This window comes from Domibacillus sp. F004, assembly GCF_057814295.1.
In genome coordinates this window covers 338,835-359,166 of sequence record NZ_JBVATB010000002.1, presented here as the reverse complement: position 1 = coordinate 359,166, position 20,332 = coordinate 338,835, and the positions used below count along the sequence as shown (strand labels likewise).

The 20,332-nt window shown below is 43.0% G+C and carries 20 protein-coding genes, 1 tRNA gene and 1 other RNA gene; 8 read left to right on the top strand and 14 right to left on the bottom strand.

Annotated elements, in window-relative coordinates:
- The first annotated feature begins 112 nt into the window (after positions 1–112).
- The 7 genes from ACZYRN_RS07300 to ACZYRN_RS07270 are packed head-to-tail and all read left to right on the top strand — an operon-like array spanning position 113 to position 5,869.
- Positions 113–2,521, top strand: coding sequence for a Na+/H+ antiporter subunit A (locus tag ACZYRN_RS07300; protein ID WP_488910867.1), 2,409 nt, complete (start codon positions 113–115; stop codon positions 2,519–2,521).
- Positions 2,514–2,936 (top strand): Na(+)/H(+) antiporter subunit B, encoded by a 423-nt coding sequence (locus ACZYRN_RS07295; RefSeq protein WP_488910866.1) that lies wholly within the window; start codon positions 2,514–2,516, stop codon positions 2,934–2,936. Before ACZYRN_RS07300 ends, ACZYRN_RS07295 begins: the two co-directional genes overlap by 8 nt.
- A 1-nt stretch (position 2,937) precedes the next feature.
- Complete coding sequence (locus ACZYRN_RS07290) at positions 2,938–3,276, top strand: Na(+)/H(+) antiporter subunit C (RefSeq protein WP_488910865.1); 339 nt, start codon at positions 2,938–2,940, stop codon at positions 3,274–3,276.
- The gene (locus ACZYRN_RS07285) at positions 3,269–4,750 is read left to right on the top strand and encodes a Na+/H+ antiporter subunit D (protein WP_488910864.1); all 1,482 of its coding nucleotides are present in this window, start codon (positions 3,269–3,271) and stop codon (positions 4,748–4,750) included. The genes ACZYRN_RS07290 and ACZYRN_RS07285 overlap by 8 nt, the downstream gene beginning before the upstream one ends.
- Positions 4,751–4,780: 30 nt before the next feature.
- On the top strand, positions 4,781–5,266 hold the full coding sequence (locus ACZYRN_RS07280) for a Na+/H+ antiporter subunit E (RefSeq protein WP_488910863.1): 486 nt from the start codon (positions 4,781–4,783) through the stop codon (positions 5,264–5,266).
- Positions 5,263–5,547 (top strand): Na(+)/H(+) antiporter subunit F1, encoded by a 285-nt coding sequence (locus ACZYRN_RS07275; protein WP_488910862.1) that lies wholly within the window; start codon positions 5,263–5,265, stop codon positions 5,545–5,547. The genes ACZYRN_RS07280 and ACZYRN_RS07275 overlap by 4 nt, the downstream gene beginning before the upstream one ends.
- Complete coding sequence (locus ACZYRN_RS07270; protein WP_488910861.1) at positions 5,525–5,869, top strand: Na+/H+ antiporter subunit G; 345 nt, start codon at positions 5,525–5,527, stop codon at positions 5,867–5,869. The genes ACZYRN_RS07275 and ACZYRN_RS07270 overlap by 23 nt, the downstream gene beginning before the upstream one ends.
- Positions 5,870–5,955: 86 nt before the next feature.
- Here ACZYRN_RS07270 and ssrA read toward each other — a convergent pair.
- From ssrA to clpP, 14 genes are all read right to left on the bottom strand, one after another.
- Positions 5,956–6,323, bottom strand: a transfer-messenger RNA (tmRNA) gene (gene ssrA / locus ACZYRN_RS07265).
- Between the two features lie 72 nt (positions 6,324–6,395).
- Positions 6,396–6,863, bottom strand: coding sequence for an SsrA-binding protein SmpB (gene smpB, locus ACZYRN_RS07260; RefSeq protein WP_488910860.1), 468 nt, complete (start codon positions 6,861–6,863; stop codon positions 6,396–6,398).
- A gap of 21 nt (positions 6,864–6,884) precedes the next feature.
- The gene (gene rnr, locus ACZYRN_RS07255) at positions 6,885–9,251 is read right to left on the bottom strand and encodes a ribonuclease R (RefSeq protein ID WP_488910859.1); all 2,367 of its coding nucleotides are present in this window, start codon (positions 9,249–9,251) and stop codon (positions 6,885–6,887) included.
- Positions 9,252–9,274: 23 nt separating this feature from the next.
- On the bottom strand, positions 9,275–10,021 hold the full coding sequence (locus ACZYRN_RS07250) for an alpha/beta hydrolase (RefSeq protein ID WP_488910858.1): 747 nt from the start codon (positions 10,019–10,021) through the stop codon (positions 9,275–9,277).
- A gap of 71 nt (positions 10,022–10,092) precedes the next feature.
- On the bottom strand, positions 10,093–10,326 hold the full coding sequence (gene secG, locus ACZYRN_RS07245; RefSeq protein WP_488910857.1) for a preprotein translocase subunit SecG: 234 nt from the start codon (positions 10,324–10,326) through the stop codon (positions 10,093–10,095).
- 111 nt (positions 10,327–10,437) lie between these two features.
- Complete coding sequence (gene eno, locus ACZYRN_RS07240; protein ID WP_488910856.1) at positions 10,438–11,739, bottom strand: phosphopyruvate hydratase; 1,302 nt, start codon at positions 11,737–11,739, stop codon at positions 10,438–10,440.
- A 15-nt stretch (positions 11,740–11,754) separates the two neighbouring features.
- The gene (gpmI, locus tag ACZYRN_RS07235) at positions 11,755–13,290 is read right to left on the bottom strand and encodes a 2,3-bisphosphoglycerate-independent phosphoglycerate mutase (RefSeq protein WP_488910855.1); all 1,536 of its coding nucleotides are present in this window, start codon (positions 13,288–13,290) and stop codon (positions 11,755–11,757) included.
- Complete coding sequence (gene tpiA, locus ACZYRN_RS07230) at positions 13,283–14,044, bottom strand: triose-phosphate isomerase (protein WP_488910854.1); 762 nt, start codon at positions 14,042–14,044, stop codon at positions 13,283–13,285. The genes gpmI and tpiA overlap by 8 nt, the downstream gene beginning before the upstream one ends.
- A 29-nt stretch (positions 14,045–14,073) precedes the next feature.
- Positions 14,074–15,255 (bottom strand): phosphoglycerate kinase, encoded by a 1,182-nt coding sequence (locus ACZYRN_RS07225; protein WP_488910853.1) that lies wholly within the window; start codon positions 15,253–15,255, stop codon positions 14,074–14,076.
- A gap of 156 nt (positions 15,256–15,411) precedes the next feature.
- Positions 15,412–16,419, bottom strand: a complete 1,008-nt coding sequence (gap, locus tag ACZYRN_RS07220; protein WP_488910852.1) for a type I glyceraldehyde-3-phosphate dehydrogenase — start codon at positions 16,417–16,419, stop codon at positions 15,412–15,414.
- 29 nt (positions 16,420–16,448) lie between these two features.
- A complete protein-coding gene (locus tag ACZYRN_RS07215) occupies positions 16,449–17,477 on the bottom strand; it encodes a sugar-binding transcriptional regulator (RefSeq protein WP_488910851.1) in 1,029 nt (342 codons plus the stop codon).
- A 152-nt stretch (positions 17,478–17,629) separates the two neighbouring features.
- On the bottom strand, positions 17,630–17,893 hold the full coding sequence (locus ACZYRN_RS07210; RefSeq protein ID WP_488910850.1) for a glutaredoxin family protein: 264 nt from the start codon (positions 17,891–17,893) through the stop codon (positions 17,630–17,632).
- Positions 17,886–19,217, bottom strand: a complete 1,332-nt coding sequence (gene rpoN, locus ACZYRN_RS07205; RefSeq protein ID WP_488910849.1) for an RNA polymerase factor sigma-54 — start codon at positions 19,215–19,217, stop codon at positions 17,886–17,888. Before rpoN ends, ACZYRN_RS07210 begins: the two co-directional genes overlap by 8 nt.
- A gap of 77 nt (positions 19,218–19,294) precedes the next feature.
- Positions 19,295–19,897: an ATP-dependent Clp endopeptidase proteolytic subunit ClpP gene (clpP, locus tag ACZYRN_RS07200; RefSeq protein ID WP_488910848.1), complete on the bottom strand. Its 603-nt coding sequence runs from the start codon at positions 19,895–19,897 to the stop codon at positions 19,295–19,297.
- Between the two features lie 215 nt (positions 19,898–20,112).
- On the opposite strand from clpP, the gene ACZYRN_RS07195 reads away from it, so the two are divergent.
- Positions 20,113–20,184 (top strand) — tRNA-Arg (locus ACZYRN_RS07195).
- The last annotated feature ends 148 nt before the right edge of the window (positions 20,185–20,332 follow it).

Genomic DNA, 20,332 nt, shown 5'->3' with positions numbered 1-20,332 from the left:
CAATTTATCATTGCTTACAAGGAAATAATTGTTTTTTAATCAAGTTCGGTTTTAAAACTGATTACATTCTTTCACGACATAAATGATATCAAAAAAGTAAGGAGGAACTTGTTTGATTTCGATTCATGCTTTTATTCTCATCCCTATTTTAACCGCTTTTCTGATCCCGATCATCGGGAGACAATTCCCAAAACTGCATCTTGGATGGGTAGTACTTGCCGTCCCCATCCTATTATTTAGTTTTTTCGTTTCAAAAATCCCAGTGATTTCCGCCAATAAAACGATCACAGGCTCTGTCGCCTGGATTCGAGCATTAGACCTCCATTTTGCTGTTTATTTAGATGGTCTCAGTCTCATTTTCACCTTATTAATTACAGGGATTGGAAGCTTAGTCGTTCTGTATTCCATTTTTTATTTATCGAAAGAAAAGGAATCCCTTTCCCATTTCTACGCTTACTTACTGCTCTTCATGGGGGCAATGCTCGGAGTTGTGTTATCTGATAACTTAATGGTGCTGTACCTATTCTGGGAATTAACAAGTATTTCTTCATTCTTACTTATTGCCTTTTGGTTCCGCCGGAAAAAATCCCGTTATGGTGCTCAAAAATCCTTTTTGATTACGGTCGGGGGCGGTATTGCCATGCTTGTCGGGTTCATCATGCTGCAAGTGATGACCGCGACAAACAGTGTGCAAGAAATCATTGCAATGCGAGACCTGGTTCAAGATCACGACTTATTTGTTCCAGCTTTAGTGTTAATCTTGCTTGGCGCCTTTACGAAATCGGCCCAATTTCCATTCCATATCTGGCTGCCGGATGCAATGGAAGCACCAACTCCAGTCAGTGCCTATTTGCACTCTGCAACGATGGTCAAAGCAGGATTATTTTTAGTCGCCCGCTTTACACCTGTTTTTGGCGGCGAAGCGACCTGGTTCTGGCTTGTGAGCGGTGTAGGCATATTCACGATGTTTTGGGGTTCCTTTACAGCTGTTAGACAAAATGATTTAAAAGCACTGCTCGCCTATTCGACAATTAGCCAATTAGGGTTAATGATGTCTTTATTTGGCCTCGGATCTGCAGCGCTGCAGGGAGGCGCTTCTACCGATTCCATCATTTATACCTATGCGATCTTTGCGGCTCTTTTTCACCTTGTCAATCACGCCATGTTTAAAGGCGCGCTTTTCATGGTGGTCGGGATTGTCGATCATGGAGTAGGGACAAGGGATGTCCGTAAACTAGGCGGCTTACTTTCCCTCATGCCGATTACGTTCACCTTATCGGTCATTGGCAGTTTTTCAATGGCCGGACTGCCGCCATTTAATGGTTTTTTAAGTAAAGAAATGTTTTTTACCGCTGTATTAACAGCCAATGAAATGTCGATTTTTTCTATGGATACATGGGGTCTCTTATTTCCGATCATCGCCTGGGTAGGAAGTATTTTCACTTTCATTTATTCCATGATGATCGTCTTCCGGACCTTCCTCGGACCGTATCGCCGTGAAAGGCTGGAGAAAGATCCGCACGAAGCATCGATAGGAATGTTATTATCGCCGGCTATACTGTGTACGTTCGTCATTCTCTTGTTTTTCTTCCCGAACCTGTTAAGTAAATACTTACTCACACCCGCAATGAACGGCATTCTTCCTACGTATCGCAACATGGAAGGGTTCATTCCTGAAATCTCTGCCTGGCATGGATTCAACGCAGAGTTATGGATGACAGCAGGCGTTGTCATCCTTGGAATTATTCTCCTGAAAACCTATCGCTTCTGGAATGTTATTTATGATTTATTTCCTGTGAACCGGAGTCTTGATCGCGGGTATCAGTGGATGTTGGCGACTAGCGAAAGCGGAGCAAAAAAAGCAACAGACCGTTATATGACAGGATTTTTGCCAAACTATCTTTATTATATCTTTGGTTTTCTCTTGCTCGTGGCAGGCGGCACACTCTTTCTATCAGGGAGCATCGTCTTTGATCCTTCTAACGATGCGCCAGTCACTTTATATGAAGGGATCTTTGTCGGGATCATGAGCATCGCAGCAATCGGCATTCTTTTTGCGAAGTCCCGCATGACCGCTACGTTATTAAACGGTGTTCTTGGTTATTCGATCGCCGTGTTCTTTGTCCTATTTAGGGCACCGGACCTTGCACTGACGCAACTTGTCGTTGAAACCGTTACAACCGTCTTATTTCTCCTTTGCTTCCATCATTTGCCTGAGTGGTCAAAAGAGGATCGTTCATGGAAAGTCCGTTTTCCTAAAATCGTCATTTCCATCGGCATGGGTGCGCTAACGGTATTGATTGCGTTATCTGTGCAGGGAAACAAATTATTTGAATCGATCTCTAGCTATTTTAAAGACTCATATGAACTGGCAGGTGGACGAAATATCGTCAATTCTATTTTAGGAGATTTCCGTGCCTTCGATACGATGCTAGAAGTAGTCGTTCTGTTTATAGCGGGCATCGGCGTCTACACTCTCGTCAAATTAAAAGCACCACAAGGAGGGGATAAAATTGATTGAAAATGATGTCATTTTACAAACCGTATCAAAAGTCGCTGTATTCATTATTTTAACATTTGGTGTTTATTTATTTTTATCAGGACATCACAATCCAGGCGGCGGATTTATCGGCGGACTTACTTTATCATCCGCTTTCGTCCTTTTGTATTTAGCCTTTGATGTGGAATCCGTCAATGCAGGAATTCCACTCGATTATAAACTGGTTGCAGCTGCAGGTGTTTTGATCGCGATCTTCACTGGCATGGGTTCCCTTCTATTCGGAAGTTCGTTTTTAAGCCAATCTTTTGCCTACTTCGATCTCCCTGTTTTCGGGAAGACCGAGCTTGCAACCGTCACATTATTTGAATCAGGTGTTGCATTAGGTGTTGTTGGTGTCGTCATCACGATCATGGTCAGTATAAGTGAGGATGTGTAAGATGGAAACGATGATTACTCTTTTAGTCGGTGTACTTGTCTCTGTTGCCACTTACTTGCTCCTCTCAAAAAATGTGATTCGAGTCGTATTAGGCAGCGCCATTCTTTCTCATGCTATCCATCTGCTGCTCATGACAATGGGCGGATTAAAAAAAGGAGGCGTGCCTATTTTAGGGGGGAAAGTTGACACTTATGTGGACGCACTTCCACAAGCCCTCATCTTAACGGCCATTGTCATCAGTTTTGCCGTCACTGCGTTTTTCCTTACTCTTATGTATCGTACGTACCAAAGCACGGGAACAGATAATTTGCACGAAATGAGAGGGACGAATGATGAATAACATTTTAGTATTTCCTATGATCCTCCCGATCATCGCTGCTGTTTTATTGCTTTTCTTTCGTTCAAGTCCGAACGTTCAACGATGGGGCAGTGTGGTGACAATGGCCGTCGTATTTCTAATCAGTCTTTGGATTTTAGAAAAAGTGATGGATGAAGGCATCTTACGTCTGAATTTCGGAGAATGGGCACCGCCATTCGGTATTACCTTTGTAGCGGATGCGTTTGCGATGCTGCTCGTCACAACATCTTCACTTGTGACTATTCTTTGCTTATTGTATGCTGCTTTTGCCAAAGATGAAAAAAGAGAAAAGTTCTTTTTATACCCCTTTTTATTATTGCTGATCGCCGGCGTTAATGGGGCATTTTTAACAGGGGACTTATTTAATTTATTTGTTTGTTTTGAAGTGATGCTTCTTGCCTCTTACGTATTAATGACACTTGGAAGTGAGAAAAAGCAGCTGACAGAAGGAATTAAATACATTTTAATTAACATTTTGTCTTCCTGGCTCTTCTTGCTGGGGATTGCCTATTTATACGGTACGCTCGGAACGCTGAATATGGCTCATTTATCCCAGCGTATTGCAGAAGCGGGACAGCCTCCGCTGCTGACAACGATCAGCATTTTGTTTTTGATCGTTTTTTCCCTCAAAGCAGGGTTAGTTCTTTATTTCTGGCTCCCTGGTTCTTATGGAGCATTGCCTACAGCAGTCTCCGCCCTATTTGCAGCGCTGCTGACAAAAGTAGGCGTGTATGCATTATTCCGCTCCTTCACTTTATTGTTTTACCATGAGCCATCAATTACCCATACGATCATTGGCGTGATGGCGATGATCACGATGATTGGAGGCAGCATCGGGGCCATTGCGTATAGAGATGTGCGAAAAATCGCAGCGTACAACGTTATTATTGCCATTGGATTTATTTTAGTCGGACTGGCTTCCAATAACGTAGAATCGATTCAAGGCTCCATCTATTACCTCGTACATGATATTCTCGTGAAAGGATTATTATTTCTGATGATCGGAACAGTGATTTATTTGACGGGGAAAACAAGATTTAATGAAGCGAGCGGTTTAATGACAAACTACCCGCTTTTTGGGTGGATTTTCCTCATCACTCTTCTATCTTTAGGGGGTGTCCCTCCATTCAGCGGGTTTGTCGGTAAGCTTTTAATTGGAAAAGGAGCCCTTGTCGCCGGTGAATATGTAATGGTTTCGATAGCCTTTTTATCAAGTTTGTTCGTACTGTATTCGCTGCTGCGCATCTTTTTGCATATGTTTTGGGGCGAAACATCGATTCTTAAAAAGAACGAAGTGTATTTATCAAAAGGAATGTTAGCTCCTTGTCTTCTTTTAGCCCTGTTCACAATAGGATTAGGTTTAGGCATGGGTGCTGTTTCCCCTTATGTAACAGAAGCCGCAAACGTGTTAACGAACCCGCATCTTTACATCGAGGGGGCGCTAAACAATGATTGATTGGTTTGTTCATAAAGGAGGTGGAATAAGATGTATTTGCAATTTCTTTTAAACTTATTAATCGCCGTTTTGTGGGTCTTCTTAAAAGATGAAGATGCAATTGAAGTCCCCACCTTTTTATCCGGTTTTTTAATTGGTATCTTCATTTTGTTTTTGATGCATCGTTTTTTCGGAACACCCTTTTATTTGAAGCGTGTCTTTTCCATAGTAAAATTAATCTTCATTTTTAACTATGAGCTTTTCACTTCCAGCCTATTGATCATGAAACAAATTTTAATTCCAAGCAAGACGTTTGAACCGGGGGTTTTATTGTATAAAACAAAACTTCAGAGTGATTGGGAAGTAACAGCACTTGCTCTTCTCATCATCTTAACGCCTGGCTCTGTCGTCCTGCGCATTTCACCGGAAGGGAATGTGCTTACGATTCACGCCATGGATGTGAAAGATTCGAAACCAATGTTATTAAAATCGATTCAGATGTATGAAAAAGTGATTTTGGAGGTGTCTTGTCCATGATTAACCTCATATTCGTAACCGCAATCGTTCTGTTTTGCATCGCCATTCTGCTTGTGCTTTTCCGCATTTTAAAAGGACCGACGCTGCCGGATCGTATTGTCGCGTTCGATGTGATCGGTGTTAATCTTATTTCTATTGTCGCAGTGCTAAGTGTCGTTTTACAGACGAAAGCGTATTTGGAAGTTATTTTGATTATCGCGATTCTCGCTTTTATTAGCACCATCGCCTTTTCAAAATATATTGAGAGGGGGGTCATCATTGACCGGAAACGAGATCGTTGAATTGATCGCTGCCTTGATGGTGTTACTTGGAAGTATTGCCGCTGTCATCAGTGCTTATGGGATGGTCATTTTGCCTGATGTGTATACTCGTTCACACGCCGGAACAAAAAGTTCAACACTTGCCGTTTTACTCACGCTAACAGGCGTATTTCTTTTTTTCTGGTCTACCGAACATTATATAAGTGTTCGGCTTGTGCTCGGCATTGTCTTTTTATATTTAACCGCACCCGTTGCGGGGCACCTTATTTGCCGGGCAGCCTATCATTCGGATGTAAAGCTTGCAGGCAAGACAGAAGAAACAGTTTTACAAAATGAAGAATAAAAAAAGAAAGCATAACTTGTCCTTTTACAAGACATGTTATGCTTTCTTTTATAAAAGAATCCACCAGGACATATTTAGTATGTATTTGGTGGAGACGGCGGGAGTCGAACCCGCGTCCAAAGATAACGGCACCTGAGCGTCTACGGGTGTAGCCGTACTATTTAATGTCTCGCTGATCCATTTGCCGAACGGCAGGCCTTTGGATCAGCCAGTCTGATTGTTCTCTTCTGTCATCCCCAGACGGAGGAATCGAGCGTAGTCCGCTTAAAGTGGGCCCCTGATCCGACTGCACGGACAACAGCGGGAGGAGCACAGGCTAACCTAAATTTAATTAGGCAGCTTGTAGTTGTGTTTGTTGTTTGCCAGTTATTATAGGCAAGTGCGTTTTGACAGAGCCGACCCTCTGACCCGCAGCCCAGGCTCGAACTACCCCTGTCGAATCCGTAACGTCCCCGGATTAAAGTTGCAGCTGATTGTTCTGCTTTTTTTGTGACAAGATTCATTCTAACATAGAATGATCATCTAATCAACCTTTTTGACGATCACGGAATGCACGGTCAATATCGCGCTTCGCTTCTTTCTGCTTCAAGTCTTCACGTTTATCATATTTCTTTTTCCCTTTTGCAAGGCCGATCAGCATTTTGGCATAGCCGTCTTTCAAATAAATTTTAAGCGGCACAATCGAATACCCTGCTTCTTTCGTTTCACCGATCAGCGTATTAATCTGTTTTCGATGCAAAAGAAGCTTCCTCGTACGGATTGGGTCATGATTATGAATATTCCCCTGCTCATACGGGCTGACGTGCATGTTGTGAACAAATAATTCGCCATTCCGAATGCGGGCGAATGAATCTTTTAAATTCACTCGTCCCGCACGGATTGCTTTAATTTCAGTTCCTAACAGCACCATGCCTGCTTCATATGTTTCTTCAATAAAATAGTCATGACGCGCTTTTTTATTTTGCGCAATCACTTTTCCTTCTCCCTTTGGCATTGGTTCGTTCCCCTCACTTTTTTACTTCTGCTTCTTTTTCTTTGGTACACCTTCATAAAATTTGCGTTTTCTTTTCTTTTTCACAGATGACTGTGTTGACCATTCACCGCCGCTGTTTTTCCCATCAGAACGCGCCGTTTTTTTCTCTGGTTTGATCTCTTTTCCTTCTGGCCGTTCCTTTTTGCCACGGCCGCGCGGTTTTTTCGAACGGGCCATATCTTCACGCTTTGGACGCTCACGCTGTTTTTTCATGCCGACAATTTCAAAATCAACGGACTGTTCTTCTTTATTCACGTCACGAACGCGCACTGTAATTTCATCACCAATTCGGAATACATTTCCAGTCCGCTCACCGATCATTGCAAAATGACGTTCATCATAACGATAATAATCATCTGTCATGTAGGACACATGAACGAGCCCTTCAATTGTATTATCAAGCGCCACAAACATCCCGAAATTCGTTACAGAACTAATAACACCATCGTATTCTTCACCAATTTTATCAAGCATGTATTCCGCTTTTTTCAGCTCATCCGTATCACGCTCAGCTTCGACCGCACGGCGTTCCATACTGGAGGTATGATCGGCAATTTCCGATAGCCTTGCATCCCATTTCTCCTTCGTTTGCCGCGTAAGATCCCCATTAATTAAATACGTTCGAATGAGGCGGTGAACAATCAAATCCGGATAACGGCGAATCGGCGATGTAAAATGTGTGTAAAATTCCGTTGCCAAACCGAAATGGCCAAGACTGTTCGGATTATATTTTGCCTGTTGCATAGAACGAAGCATAACGGTTGAAATAACGGTTTCCTCTGGCGTTCCTTTTACCCCTTCAATAATGGCTTGCAGCGCACGCGGATGAACAGAATTAGCTGTTCCTTTTACATTTAAGCCAAAGTTCGTTAAAAACTCAAAAAAGCGCTGCAATTTTTCTTCTTTCGGATCTTCATGAATCCGGTAAAGGAATGGCACATCCATCCAGTGAAAATGCTCGGCGACTGTTTCATTGGCTGCCAGCATAAACTCTTCAATGAGCTTTTCACCGACGGAACGCTCACGTATAATAACATCCACTGGATGTCCGTCTTCCTCCACAATGACTTTCGCTTCTTTAAAATCAAAGTCAATCGCACCGCGCTCAGTCCGTTTATTCCGCAAAATTTCGGCTAACTCTTCCATTCGTTCAAATAAGGGGACAAGCGGCTCATATTTTGCACGCAGCTCTTCATCTTTGTCCACTAAAATCGCGTTCACATCCGAGTACGTCATCCGCTCTGTTGTACGAATCACACTGTCAAAAATTTCATGGGTGACAACTTCGCCTGCTGCATTAATTTCCATCTCACATGATAATGTCAACCGGTCCACTTTTGGATTTAATGAACAGATCCCATTTGAAAGACGGTGCGGGATCATCGGAATCACACGGTCCACCAAGTACACACTGGTCCCTCGCTCATATCCTTCACGGTCAATGGGGGAATTTTCGGTTACGTAATGACTAACGTCAGCAATATGAACACCGAGCTTGTAATTTCCGTTTTCCAGTTTCGTGACATTGACGGCATCATCAAGGTCTTTCGCATCAGCGCCGTCAATCGTTACAATAACCTCATCCCGAAGATCACGCCGCCCTTTTATATCTTGTTCCTCAATTTGTTCCGGTACGCTATTTGCCTGTTCTATTACATCATCCGGAAACTCCTGAGGCAATCCATGTTTATAAATAATTGACATAATATCGACACCCGGGTCATTTTTATGACCGATAATTTCGATCACTTCCCCTTCAGCCGATTGTCTGCCTTCAGGCCAGCGCGTAATATGAACAACGACTTTATGTCCATCAACTGCACCCGCTGTTTTTTCTTTCGGAATAAAAATATCAACGTTGAATTTTTTATCATCTGTTTCCACAAAACCAAAGCTTTTTTTGTCGATGAACGTCCCGACGATATCTGTCTTGCCGCGCTCTAAAATACGGATGACTGTGCCTTCACGCCGCGTTCCACTTTGATCTTCTTTCGTTACTCTCACAAGTGCGGTGTCGCCATTTAACGCTCCATTTATTTCATGCGGCGGAATAAAGACGTCATCCACACCTTGCTCATCAGGTATCAAAAAAGCAAAGCCTTTCGCATGGCCGGAAATTTTCCCGCGCACAAGATTCATTTTCTCGGGCAGCCCATACCGATTCGCACGTGTTCTAACAACAAGGCCGCGTTCTTCCATATACACAAGGGACTTTACAAAGTCACGGAAACCGTCTGATCCTTCAATACCAAGTACTTCTTCCAGTTCCTGCACGGTGAGCGGCTTATACGATTCTTCTTTCATGTATGTCAACAAGCGGTCGACATTTTCTTGTATGTGCTGATCCATTTGGGAGACCCCTCCATTTCGGTTTACACGGTCCAGTCAAGACGGTCAAGAAAGTTGAGAATGTCTTCATGCAGCTGCTCTTTTTCTTTATCAAGCGTAATGACGTGACCGGATTGTTCATACCATTTTATTTGCTTTTCATCTGTTTCCACACTGTCAAAAATGATATGTGCACTGTTCGTATCAATCATTTTATCCAAGCGTGCCTGTACGACAAATGTCGGTGCGTAAATATGGTCGATGTGGTTTCGGACATCTTGAACTAACTCATGTAAAGCATTCAGCGTTTTCATTGGTGTTTGTTTAAATGCTTCTATTTCTTCTTCAATGATCTGCGCTGATTTCCCTTCAAATTTTTTAAAGCCACGCGCGTACTCGACAACACCATTATACATCGTCGCCTCATCTTCCATCGACATCGGCGCACACATTGAAATAATACCCTTTACAGGTTTAGTATAACCGAGTTTGAGGGCAAAAACACCGCCGAGCGACAGCCCACAGACGGCAATTTCTTCATAGCCCCTATTCAACAGGTGATTGTAACCGGCTTCAACATCCTGCCACCAGTCTGCAGGGCCTGTTTTTACTAACTCTTCGGGCGGGACCGCATGTCCTTTGTAGTGTGGCGCGTGCGATGTATATCCATTTTTCTCAAGAAAACGCCCAATCATGCGTACATCAGCAGAATTACCTGTAAATCCGTGCAGCAAAAGAACCGCTCGTTTTCCTGATTCAAAGGTAAATGGTTTAGGTATGGAGAGTCTCATATAAATAATTTCCTTTCTTTTGTCTTGTGAACCCGAAAAAAAAAAGGCGATTCCGCTGAATCGCCTTTTTATTACAAATCAAAATAAGAGAGCGCAATCGTTAAAACGAAAAACAGCACGGATAGGACTACGGTTAGACGATGAAACACAAGATCAATTCCGCGCGCTTTTTGTTTGCCAAACAACTGCTCCGCACCACCGGAAATTGCACCGGATAATCCCCCGCTTTTTCCTGACTGCAAAAGAACAACAGCAATGAGTGCGATTGAAACAATGATGAGCAGCACTAAAATCAATGTATGCATGTATTTACTTACCTCCATTAACGAACGTGTAGATAACCGCATTATATCATAATCTGCCTTTTATTGAAAATGTCTAAGCAAAAAGTCCGGGCGGCCGCCCGGACTTCCTGTTTACTCTGATTTTTTCAAATTGTAGAATGTGTCATTTCCAAGATACTGTGCAAGATCCGCTAGGTTGTCTTCAATGCGAAGAAGCTGATTGTATTTTGCCACACGATCCGTACGTGATGGAGCACCTGTTTTAATTTGCCCAGCATTGGTTGCAACAGCGATGTCCGCAATCGTTGCATCTTCTGTTTCACCAGAACGGTGAGAGATAACGGCTGTGTAGCCGGCACGTTTCGCCATTTCAATTGCATCAAATGTTTCAGTTAAGGTACCAATTTGATTTACTTTAATGAGGATCGAGTTTCCTACACCGTTTTTAATACCTTCAGACAATTTTTTCGTATTTGTCACGAAAAGATCATCCCCAACAAGCTGTACACGATCGCCAAGGCGCTCCGTCAATAGCTTGTGGCCTTCCCAGTCGTTTTCATCCAAACCGTCTTCAATTGAAATAATTGGATATTTGTTTGCCATTTCTTCATACCAATCAACCATTTCAGCCGATGTTTTCACAACACCTTCACCGGAAAGATGGTATTTACCGTCGTCTTTGTTGTAGAACTCAGAAGAGGCAGCATCCATAGCTAGTTTGACTTCTTCACCTGGTTTATAGCCTGCTCTTTCAATTGCTTCGATAATCGTTTGAAGAGCTTCTTCGTTTGAGCCAAGGTTTGGCGCAAATCCACCTTCATCACCTACTGCTGTGTTCAAACCTTTTTCTTGTAAAACAGCTTTCAAGTTATGGAAAATTTCAGCACCCATGCGAAGGGCTTCTTTAAATGTTGGTGCGCCAACCGGCATAACCATAAACTCTTGAATGTCCACATTGTTATCCGCATGTTCCCCGCCATTCACAATGTTCATCATTGGAACTGGGAGCTGCTTACCGTTTACACCGCCAAGGTATTCATAAAGGTATACACCATGATAATCTGCTGCTGCATGTGCAACGGCCATAGATACACCAAGAATGGCATTGGCGCCTAGTTTCCCTTTGTTTTCTGTACCGTCAAGCTCAATCATCGCTTTATCAATGCCCATTTGATCCGTTACAACGAAACTGCCAACGATTTCAGGAGCGATCGTTTCATTTACGTTTTTAACAGCTTGCTCAACGCCTTTTCCAAGGTAACGGCTTTTGTCGCCATCACGAAGTTCAACAGCTTCATATTCACCTGTTGAAGCGCCTGAAGGAACGAGCGCACGGCCAAATGCACCGGACTCTGTATATACTTCTACTTCAATTGTTGGATTTCCGCGTGAATCAAGTACTTCGCGTGCATACACATCTGTAATTACTGGCATTGTTTTTTCTCTCCTTTAATTTTCAATAATAGTTTTTCCGGTCATTTCAGCCGGTTGTTCGATATTTAATAAATCAAGCATTGTCGGTGCCAAGTCGCCTAAAATACCGCCGTTTCGCAAAGCGATGCCTTCTTTTGTGATGATCACCGGCACCGGATTTGTTGTATGGGCTGTCATTGGTTTGCCTTCGATCGTCACGACTTCATCAGCATTCCCATGATCCGCCGTAATAATCGCTGTCCCGCCTTTTGACAAGATTAAGTCTACTATTCGGCCTAAACATTGATCAACCGTTTCAATGGCTTTAATTGTCGGCTCCAGCAATCCGGAATGACCGACCATATCCGGGTTGGCAAAGTTTAAAATAATCACATCCTGTTTGTCCCCTTCAATTTCTGCAAGCAACGCGTCCGTCAACTCATATGCACTCATTTCCGGTTTCAAATCGTATGTTGCCACTTTTGGCGAATTGATCAAAATGCGTGTTTCACCTGGAAATTCACCTTCACGGCCACCGCTCATAAAGAACGTGACATGTGGATATTTTTCCGTCTCCGCAATGCGGAGTTGGCGGAGCTTATGTTTTGAAAGAACTTCACCTACTGTATTCGACAAGTCCGTTTTATTATAGGCAATCACACCTTTTACGGATTCGCTGTACGGTGTCATGCACACAAAAAATAAGTCTTTCGGCTGTTTATCGCCCCGGTTAAACTCACGAAACATTTCATTTGTAAATACATTGGCGAGCTGAATCGCACGGTCTGGACGGAAGTTAAAGAAAATGACCGCATCCTTGTCTTTCACTTTCGCAATCGTTTCTCCGCTCTTTCCTTTAATAACAACAGGTACAAAAAACTCATCGTGTATACCTGCCGCATAGGAAGCCTCTAATGCTTCAATGGGGTCTTCAAACATTGGCGCTTCATTGTAAACAATGGCCTGATATACTTTTTCAACGCGATCCCAGCGATTGTCGCGATCCATCGCATAGTAGCGGCCGGAAATCGTTGCAAACTGGCCAACACCGAGTTCATCCATTTTCGCTTGTACATCTTCAATATAGCCTTTTGCTGTTTGAGGTCCAACGTCACGGCCATCTAAAAAGGCGTGAACGTATACATCTTTAACGTCTTGACGCTTCGCAAATTCAAGCAATGCTTTTAAATGTTCAATATGACTATGTACTCCGCCATCTGAGAGCAAACCAAATAAGTGAAGAGCTGTGCCATTTTCTTTTGCATATGCCGCTGCTTGTAAAAACTGTTCGTTATCAAAAAACTCACCATCGCGAATCGCGATGTTAATACGCGTTAAGCTTTGATAGACAATACGGCCGGCACCGATATTCATATGGCCGACTTCCGAGTTACCCATCTGGCCTTCCGGAAGACCGACTGCTTCACCGCTTGCTATTAAATGTGTATTCGGGAATTTATTCCAGTAACGGTCGAAATTTGGTTTTTCCGCCTGTGCGACCGCATTTCCGCTTGTTTCTTCCCGACAAGCAAACCCGTCGAGAATAATAAGCGCTACCGGTCCTTTAGCCATTGCTCACAGCCTCCAATAGTGCCAAATAAGAAGCTGCATCTAAGCTTGCGCCGCCAACAAGTGCTCCGTCGATATCCGGCTCTGCCATATACTCAGCAATGTTTTCAGGTTTTACGCTGCCTCCGTATTGAATGCGGACTGAATCAGCAGATTTTTCTGAATAAAGACCGCGCACTGTTTCACGAATATGCGCACATACTTCGTTGGCATCTTGTGCAGAAGAAGATCTGCCTGTACCAATTGCCCAGATTGGCTCGTATGCAATAACGGTATTGCTTACTTGCTCTTCTGTTAAACCTTCAAGCGCTGCTTTAATTTGACCGGCTACAAAATCGTTCGTTTCGCCTGCTTCGCGCTGCTCAAGCGTTTCACCACAGCATACAATTGGAACGATACCGTGTTTAAATGCTGCACGTGCTTTTTTGTTTACGGATTCATCTGTTTCATTGAACATTTCACGACGCTCAGAGTGGCCGATAATAACGTAAGAAACGCCTAAATCAGCGAGCGCTTTCAAGCTTGTTTCACCTGTGAATGCACCGCTTTCTTCAAAATGTGCATTTTGCGCGCTAATTTTCACATCTGTGCCTTCAACCGCTTCAACAAGCTGTCCTAAGAAAAGTGCTGGTGCACCGATAACACTGTCAACAGTAGCGGACGCCGGTACTTTTTCTTTTACACTATTTGCAAATTCAAGTGCTTCGACTAATGTTTTATTCATTTTCCAGTTTCCTGCAATGATAGGTTTACGCATGTTAAAAAATCCCCCTTAAAATCCGTGATTTATTTTTCGTCAATTGCCTCTACGCCTGGAAGAGCCTTTCCTTCCATAAATTCAAGGCTTGCTCCGCCGCCTGTAGATATATGACTCATTTCGCCTGCAAGACCAAATTTTTCAACAGCTGCTGCTGAATCACCGCCGCCGATAATTGAATAAGCATCCGAATCTGCAAGCGCTTGTGCAACTCCTTTTGTTCCTGTTGCGAACTTATCAATTTCAAATACACCCATCGGACCATTCCAAATGACAAGTTTAGACTCTTGAATGGTTTCTTTGTAAAGCTCAATTGTTTTCGGACCAATATCAAGCGCTTCCCAGTCTGCCGGAATTTCACTGATTGGAACGATTTTCGTATTCGCATGTTCGCCAAAATCATCAGCAACTGTCACATCAACAGGCATTAAAAATTTCACGCCTTTTTCTTCTGCTTTTTTCATAAACTGTTTCGCAAGCTCCAGTTTATCTTCTTCAAGTAGTGATTTACCAACTTCATATCCTTGCGCTTTTACAAATGTATACGCAAGTCCGCCGCCGATAATCAAGTTGTCCACTTTATCAAGCAGATGATCGATCACACCGATTTTATCTTTGACTTTCGCACCGCCGATAATCGCGGTGAAAGGACGTTCAGGCTCAGACAATGCTTTTCCAAGAACATCCAATTCTTTTTGCACTAAAAAACCGGTTGCAGATGGCAAATATTTCGCGATTCCTTCTGTTGATGCATGTGCGCGGTGAGCTGCCCCAAACGCATCATTGACATATACATCAGCAAGTTCAGCAAATTGCTTTGCAAGCTCATCGTCGTTCTTTTCTTCCCCTTTGTAGAAGCGGACGTTTTCAAGAAGAAGGACATCACCCTCATCCAAACGTGAAATAGCTTCTTTTACGCTGTCGCCATACGCCTCGTCTGTTTTTGTAACTGATTGTCCTAGCAATTCTTCCAGGCGTTTACCCGCAGCTGTAAGACGCATTTCTTCATTTACTTCACCTTTTGGACGGCCCAGGTGACTTGCTAAAATCACTTTTGCGCCTTTCTCTGACAAATATTGAATCGTTGGAAGAGCTGCGCGAATGCGTGTATCGTCTGTCACTGCGCCGTCTTTCATTGGCACATTAAAATCAACGCGGCAAAAGACACGCTTTCCTTTCAGATCCAGATCTTTAATCGTTTTCTTGTTCATTAAAAAGACCTCCAGTTGTAATTAAAAGCGTAAATAGGGGTTATTTAAATAAAAACGGGGAGCAGGGATTGTACCCCTCTCCCCGTTTCACTTCTTCATTATAGACGGTGAACCGTTATTTTCCAACTATTAGTCTGAAAAAACAGTATCTTTTTATTAAAGACCTTTTGAATGAATGTATTGAGCAAGATCTACTACGCGATTAGAGTAGCCGTTCTCATTATCGTACCAAGAGATCACTTTCACCATGTTGCCTTCTATAATCATTGTAGAAAGCGCATCGATTGTAGAAGATGCAGTCGTGCCGTTATAATCAGAAGATACAAGCGGAAGTTCATTGTATGCTAAAATGCCTTTCAATTCACCTTCAGATGCCGCTTTAAGTACTTCGTTTACTTGTTCAGCCGTAACATCTGTTTTAAGTTCAGCAACAAGGTCGACAACAGATACGTTTGGTGTTGGAACACGCATAGACATACCGTTTAATTTACCTTTTAGCTCAGGGATTACAAGAGCAACGGCTTTCGCTGCACCCGTTGTTGTCGGAATAACATTTACAGCTGCTGCACGTGCGCGACGGTAGTCTGCATGCGGCAAGTCTAGAACTTGTTGATCATTCGTGTACGAGTGAATCGTTGTCATCATTCCGCGTACGATACCAAACTTGTCATTTAATACTTTTGCAAATGGAGCCAGACCGTTTGTTGTACAAGATGCATTTGAAAGAACATCATGATTTGCTGGATCGTATTTATCTTCATTTACACCCATAACGATTGTAATATCTTCACCGGATGCTGGAGCAGAGATGATGACTTTTTTAGCTCCTCCTTCAAGATGTTTCGCAGCGTCTGCACGTTTTGTGAAACGGCCAGTCGATTCTACAACGATGTCAGCGCCAGCTGCACCCCAAGGAATTTTCGCAGGTTCACGCTCAGCTGTTACTTTTACACGCTCTCCGTTTACCACGATTGTGTCGCCGTCAACTGTTACCTCTGCATCAAGAGCTCCATGAACGGAATCATATTTCAATAGATGCGCAAGCATGTTTGCATCTGTAAGGTCATTGATTGCTACTACGTTCACTTCCGGGTTTTTAAGAGCTGCGCGAAAAACAAGGCGTCCAATACGTCCAAATCCGTTAATTCCAATTTTTACTGTCATGAGTTAGTTCCTCCTAAAATGTATGTAAGTTATGATTGCTCCAGCAGCACTCGTGCTGCTGCTTCATCCGTGACAAGTATATCCAGTTTGGGTGATCCGTTTAAATAAGAACGAATCGCACTTCCCTTTGAAGCGCCGCCTGCTGCTGCAATGACGACTTTTGCACGTTGTAAATCATCTAGTTTCAACCCGATTGTCGACAATTTCTGAATTACATCGCCATCTTTGTTGAAATAGTAGCCAAATGCTTCTGCAATGGCTTCCTTCTCTTCCAAATTAGCTAATTCAGCATCTGGTGTTTTACGCCTTTTAGCCATTGCAAGGGCATCACCGACACCGTGAAGGACAATATCTGCTGATTGAATCATGTTAACCGCTTCTTTAATAGCCGGCTCTTGAAGAAGTGACTCTCGCACATCGGGGCTGATTCGCTCTGGTGCGTACAAGACACGGTGCGAACTGTTCGTATTTTGTGCCATTAAAGCAGCAACGGTATTGGCTTCATTGCGGACATCGTCACCAATTCCGCCCCGTGCCGGCACAAACAATACTTGCTTTCCTTCCGCGAAATCCGGTTTCATTGTCCGTGCTACTTCTGCCATCGTTGAGCCACCTGTTACAGCAATGATAGTTTCCCCACTAAGATGACTCTTTATTCGGCTTGCACATGCATCCCCAATTGCTTTCTTCACAAAGGCTGATTCATCACAGTTGCCCGGAAGAATGACGACATTCGACAAATTGTAGCGGTTCCTTAGTTCTTCTGCCATCGCATCAATGCCCCTTAATTCGAGCATCATTTCTTCTAACTCTCTCACAATGTCCATACCTGTTTCCGTCATTTTCATGCCTGCTGCACTAAAATCAAGTAATCCACGTTCTTTCAAAAACTCCGCTTCGCTTCTCACAACACGCTCAGTCATGCCAAGCGACTGGGCTAATGTTCTTCGTCCCGCCGTTCCCGCAATTCTGACAGCTTGCAAAAGTCGATAGCGTTTTTGCATTACGTCAAGCAGGTCCGGTACGAGCTGCTGTTGAATACTTAAGATCGGTTTCATATTCGGCGCTCCTCTTCGGTTTTCGGGTTTTGTTTCGTCCCATCAAAAACTTAATGCGTCCCACTTACCCGAAAAAAATTTCCCTGCCTTCAAAATTATTGTAGCAGGGTGCTATTCAAAAATCAATGAAAGATACCATTTTTATTTTTTATTTATTTGTTAAGGTTTTGTTTTAGTTTTGTAAAGACTGTGAAATAGTCAATGCGTCCGTATTGGATCATCTCCCCGCCGCATTCTATCACGGGAATCATTAATCCATACTCCGCTGTCCACTCATCGCGCTCATCGATATTCCGCTCATACAGCGTGAAATCCATTTCGTCTTTCACATGCTGTATAACCACTTTTGCCTCTTCGCATAAATGACAATTTGGCCGCGTATAAAAATAAACATCCACGTCCTTCACCTCAATCATATCTTTTCCGCTTCGCCGATGACGGGATTTGAAGCTGTTCCCTGTATTTAGCTACCGTTCGTCTTGAAACCGTCATTCCTTCTTCTTCTAGTATAGTACAAATCGCTTGATCAGACATTGGTTTTCTTTTATCTTCAGTTAATACAAGTGCTTCCATACGCGCTTTTACTTGATTGGATGACGTTGTTTCCCCATCTGACTGTGCAGCTGCCAGCCCAGACGGAAAGAAAAATTTCAATTCGTATGTTCCAAAAGGCGTCTGCATATATTTTTCCCTCACCGTCCGGCTAACCGTCGACTCATGAATATGGAGCTCTTCTGCCACTTCTTTCATTGTCAGCGGCTGTAAAGAGCCGGGCCCTTCAAAGAAAAAAGCCCGTTGCTTTTCAACAATCTTCAGTCCAACACGCTGAATCGTTTGCTGACGCTGCTTCAAGCTTTTTAATAGCCATTGATAGTCCTTCTCTTTGTCCTTTATAAACTTTTTCATATCTCTATCAGAATGGACAGCCATTTTATCAAAATAGTCCCGCTGAAAAACGACTTTTGGTAAATCATCTTCCAAAAGATGAACTTCAATCTTTTCACCAGCCACTTGGACAGCTAGATCTGGATGAACATACGATGATGAAGCACAGTGAAAACAGGCAGCAGGCTTCGGATTCAATGTTTTAATGAAATCAGCTGCTTGTTGGATTTCATTCATTTCCACACCTAGTTTTTTAGCAAGCGGTTTCCACGTTTTATTGGCAAATTCAATAAAATGATCACGTAGTATGACTTCGGCAAGGAATGGCCCATCTAGGCGGTTTTCAATTTGCATTAATAAACACTCGCGCAAATCCCGTGCACCAACACCCACAGGTTCCATCCTCTTAATCATATTCATCATATGAGTGACTTCCTTCTTTTCTACAGCAAGCTGTCTAGCAGCATCCGTCTCGTTCATTTCCATGTATCCGTTTTCATCTATATTATGAAGTAAAAAATCAAGAATTTGTTTCTGTAATTTTGTTAATTTGATCAATTGAAATTGAGTATTCAAATGATCAATAATTGTATAAGTAGAATCCGGAATATGTTCAATCCAGTTTCTATCTTCTGATCGGTCTCTTAAACTATGTGACCGACTTTTTTTATTAAGCGCTTTCAATTCCGGCACTTCAAGCTGAATGAACGGATTTTCCACTACTTTCGATTCCAAAAATTCAGTCAATTCTTGCGTCGAATATCGAAGAAGTGCAATCGCCTGTGTCAATTCCTGCGTCATGGCAAGCTTAATTGACTGCTGCTGCCACAAACCGGGTTTCATCTGCCTATCCATCTGTGTCTCCCCCTTCCTGCCTATTATACAGATAGACGCAAAAAAAAAAAAGACCTGCTTGGATGCAGGCCTTCCTCTTAGTTCTTTTTAGTTGCTGCTTCGCTGCGTGTCACGATATGATCGACGAGACCATATTCTCTCGCACGCTCGGCCGTCATAAAGTTATCGCGGTCTGTATCGCGTGAAATGACTTCGAGCGGTTGACCTGTACGCTCTGACAAAATACCATTCAACTTTTCACGAAGGAATAAAATGCGTTTTGCCGCAATTTCAATTTCCGTCGCCTGACCTTGTGCACCGCCGAGCGGCTGATGTATCATGACTTCACTGTTCGGAAGCGCATAACGTTTTCCTTTCGTACCCGCTGCAAGCAGGAACGCACCCATTGATGCAGCCATACCAATACAGATTGTCTGTACGTCCGGTTTAATAAATTGCATCGTGTCATAAATCGCCATACCGGCTGTAATACTGCCGCCCGGACTGTTTATGTATATTGAAATGTCTTTTTCAGGGTTTTCGGCTTCAAGGAAAAGAAGCTGCGCGACAATTGAGTTTGCCACGTTATCATCAATCCCGCTGCCAAGCATAATGATACGGTCTTTCAACAGACGAGAATAAATATCGTACGCACGCTCGCCACGGTTCGTTTGTTCAATAACTGTAGGAATTAAATTCATAAATGGTTCCTCCTTTTAATTGTTGTTCTGTACAATCATCATACAATTTAAGGTCAATGATGGTCAAATATAATGCTCTGCTGTTGTGTACGTTTTCTTCTTTTCCCTGTAGAATTCCTGCTAAACAACGTTTTTTTTCTATTTGTGAATGTTTTTTCAATTAAAGATTGCATTTATTGCTGCATTCCTCTATAATTTTGAAATGTACTGTTAATGCCCTCGTGGTGCAACGGATAGCACGCAAGCCTCCGAAGCTTGAAATGCAGGTTCGATTCCTGCCGAGGGCGTCATACGATAAGGATAGTAAGTCTCTACGTTATTTAAACGTAGGGACTTTTTTCGTTTCACTCCGGTATTCTACTACCCCCGATACGCCTACGCTAAAACAGCGAGGAGGCCATTCCGCCATGAAAAGACCACCGCAGCACTCCGAAA

Coding starts and splice junctions, on each gene's coding strand:
- gpmI (WP_488910855.1), bottom strand. CDS start 13,290: ATGGCTAAAGGACCGGTAGCGCTTATTATTCTCGACGGGTTTGCTTGT.
- clpP (WP_488910848.1), bottom strand. CDS start 19,897: ATGAATTTAATTCCTACAGTTATTGAACAAACGAACCGTGGCGAGCGT.
- ACZYRN_RS07280 (WP_488910863.1), top strand. CDS start 4,781: ATGTATTTGCAATTTCTTTTAAACTTATTAATCGCCGTTTTGTGGGTC.
- ACZYRN_RS07290 (WP_488910865.1), top strand. CDS start 2,938: ATGGAAACGATGATTACTCTTTTAGTCGGTGTACTTGTCTCTGTTGCC.
- ACZYRN_RS07275 (WP_488910862.1), top strand. CDS start 5,263: ATGATTAACCTCATATTCGTAACCGCAATCGTTCTGTTTTGCATCGCC.
- rnr (WP_488910859.1), bottom strand. CDS start 9,251: ATGGATCAGCACATACAAGAAAATGTCGACCGCTTGTTGACATACATG.
- tpiA (WP_488910854.1), bottom strand. CDS start 14,044: ATGCGTAAACCTATCATTGCAGGAAACTGGAAAATGAATAAAACATTA.
- ACZYRN_RS07215 (WP_488910851.1), bottom strand. CDS start 17,477: ATGAAACCGATCTTAAGTATTCAACAGCAGCTCGTACCGGACCTGCTT.
- ACZYRN_RS07225 (WP_488910853.1), bottom strand. CDS start 15,255: ATGAACAAGAAAACGATTAAAGATCTGGATCTGAAAGGAAAGCGTGTC.
- gap (WP_488910852.1), bottom strand. CDS start 16,419: ATGACAGTAAAAATTGGAATTAACGGATTTGGACGTATTGGACGCCTT.
- smpB (WP_488910860.1), bottom strand. CDS start 6,863: ATGCCAAAGGGAGAAGGAAAAGTGATTGCGCAAAATAAAAAAGCGCGT.
- ACZYRN_RS07250 (WP_488910858.1), bottom strand. CDS start 10,021: ATGAGACTCTCCATACCTAAACCATTTACCTTTGAATCAGGAAAACGA.
- eno (WP_488910856.1), bottom strand. CDS start 11,739: ATGCCAGTAATTACAGATGTGTATGCACGCGAAGTACTTGATTCACGC.
- ACZYRN_RS07210 (WP_488910850.1), bottom strand. CDS start 17,893: ATGATTGAGGTGAAGGACGTGGATGTTTATTTTTATACGCGGCCAAAT.
- ACZYRN_RS07285 (WP_488910864.1), top strand. CDS start 3,269: ATGAATAACATTTTAGTATTTCCTATGATCCTCCCGATCATCGCTGCT.
- rpoN (WP_488910849.1), bottom strand. CDS start 19,217: ATGGATAGGCAGATGAAACCCGGTTTGTGGCAGCAGCAGTCAATTAAG.
- secG (WP_488910857.1), bottom strand. CDS start 10,326: ATGCATACATTGATTTTAGTGCTGCTCATCATTGTTTCAATCGCACTC.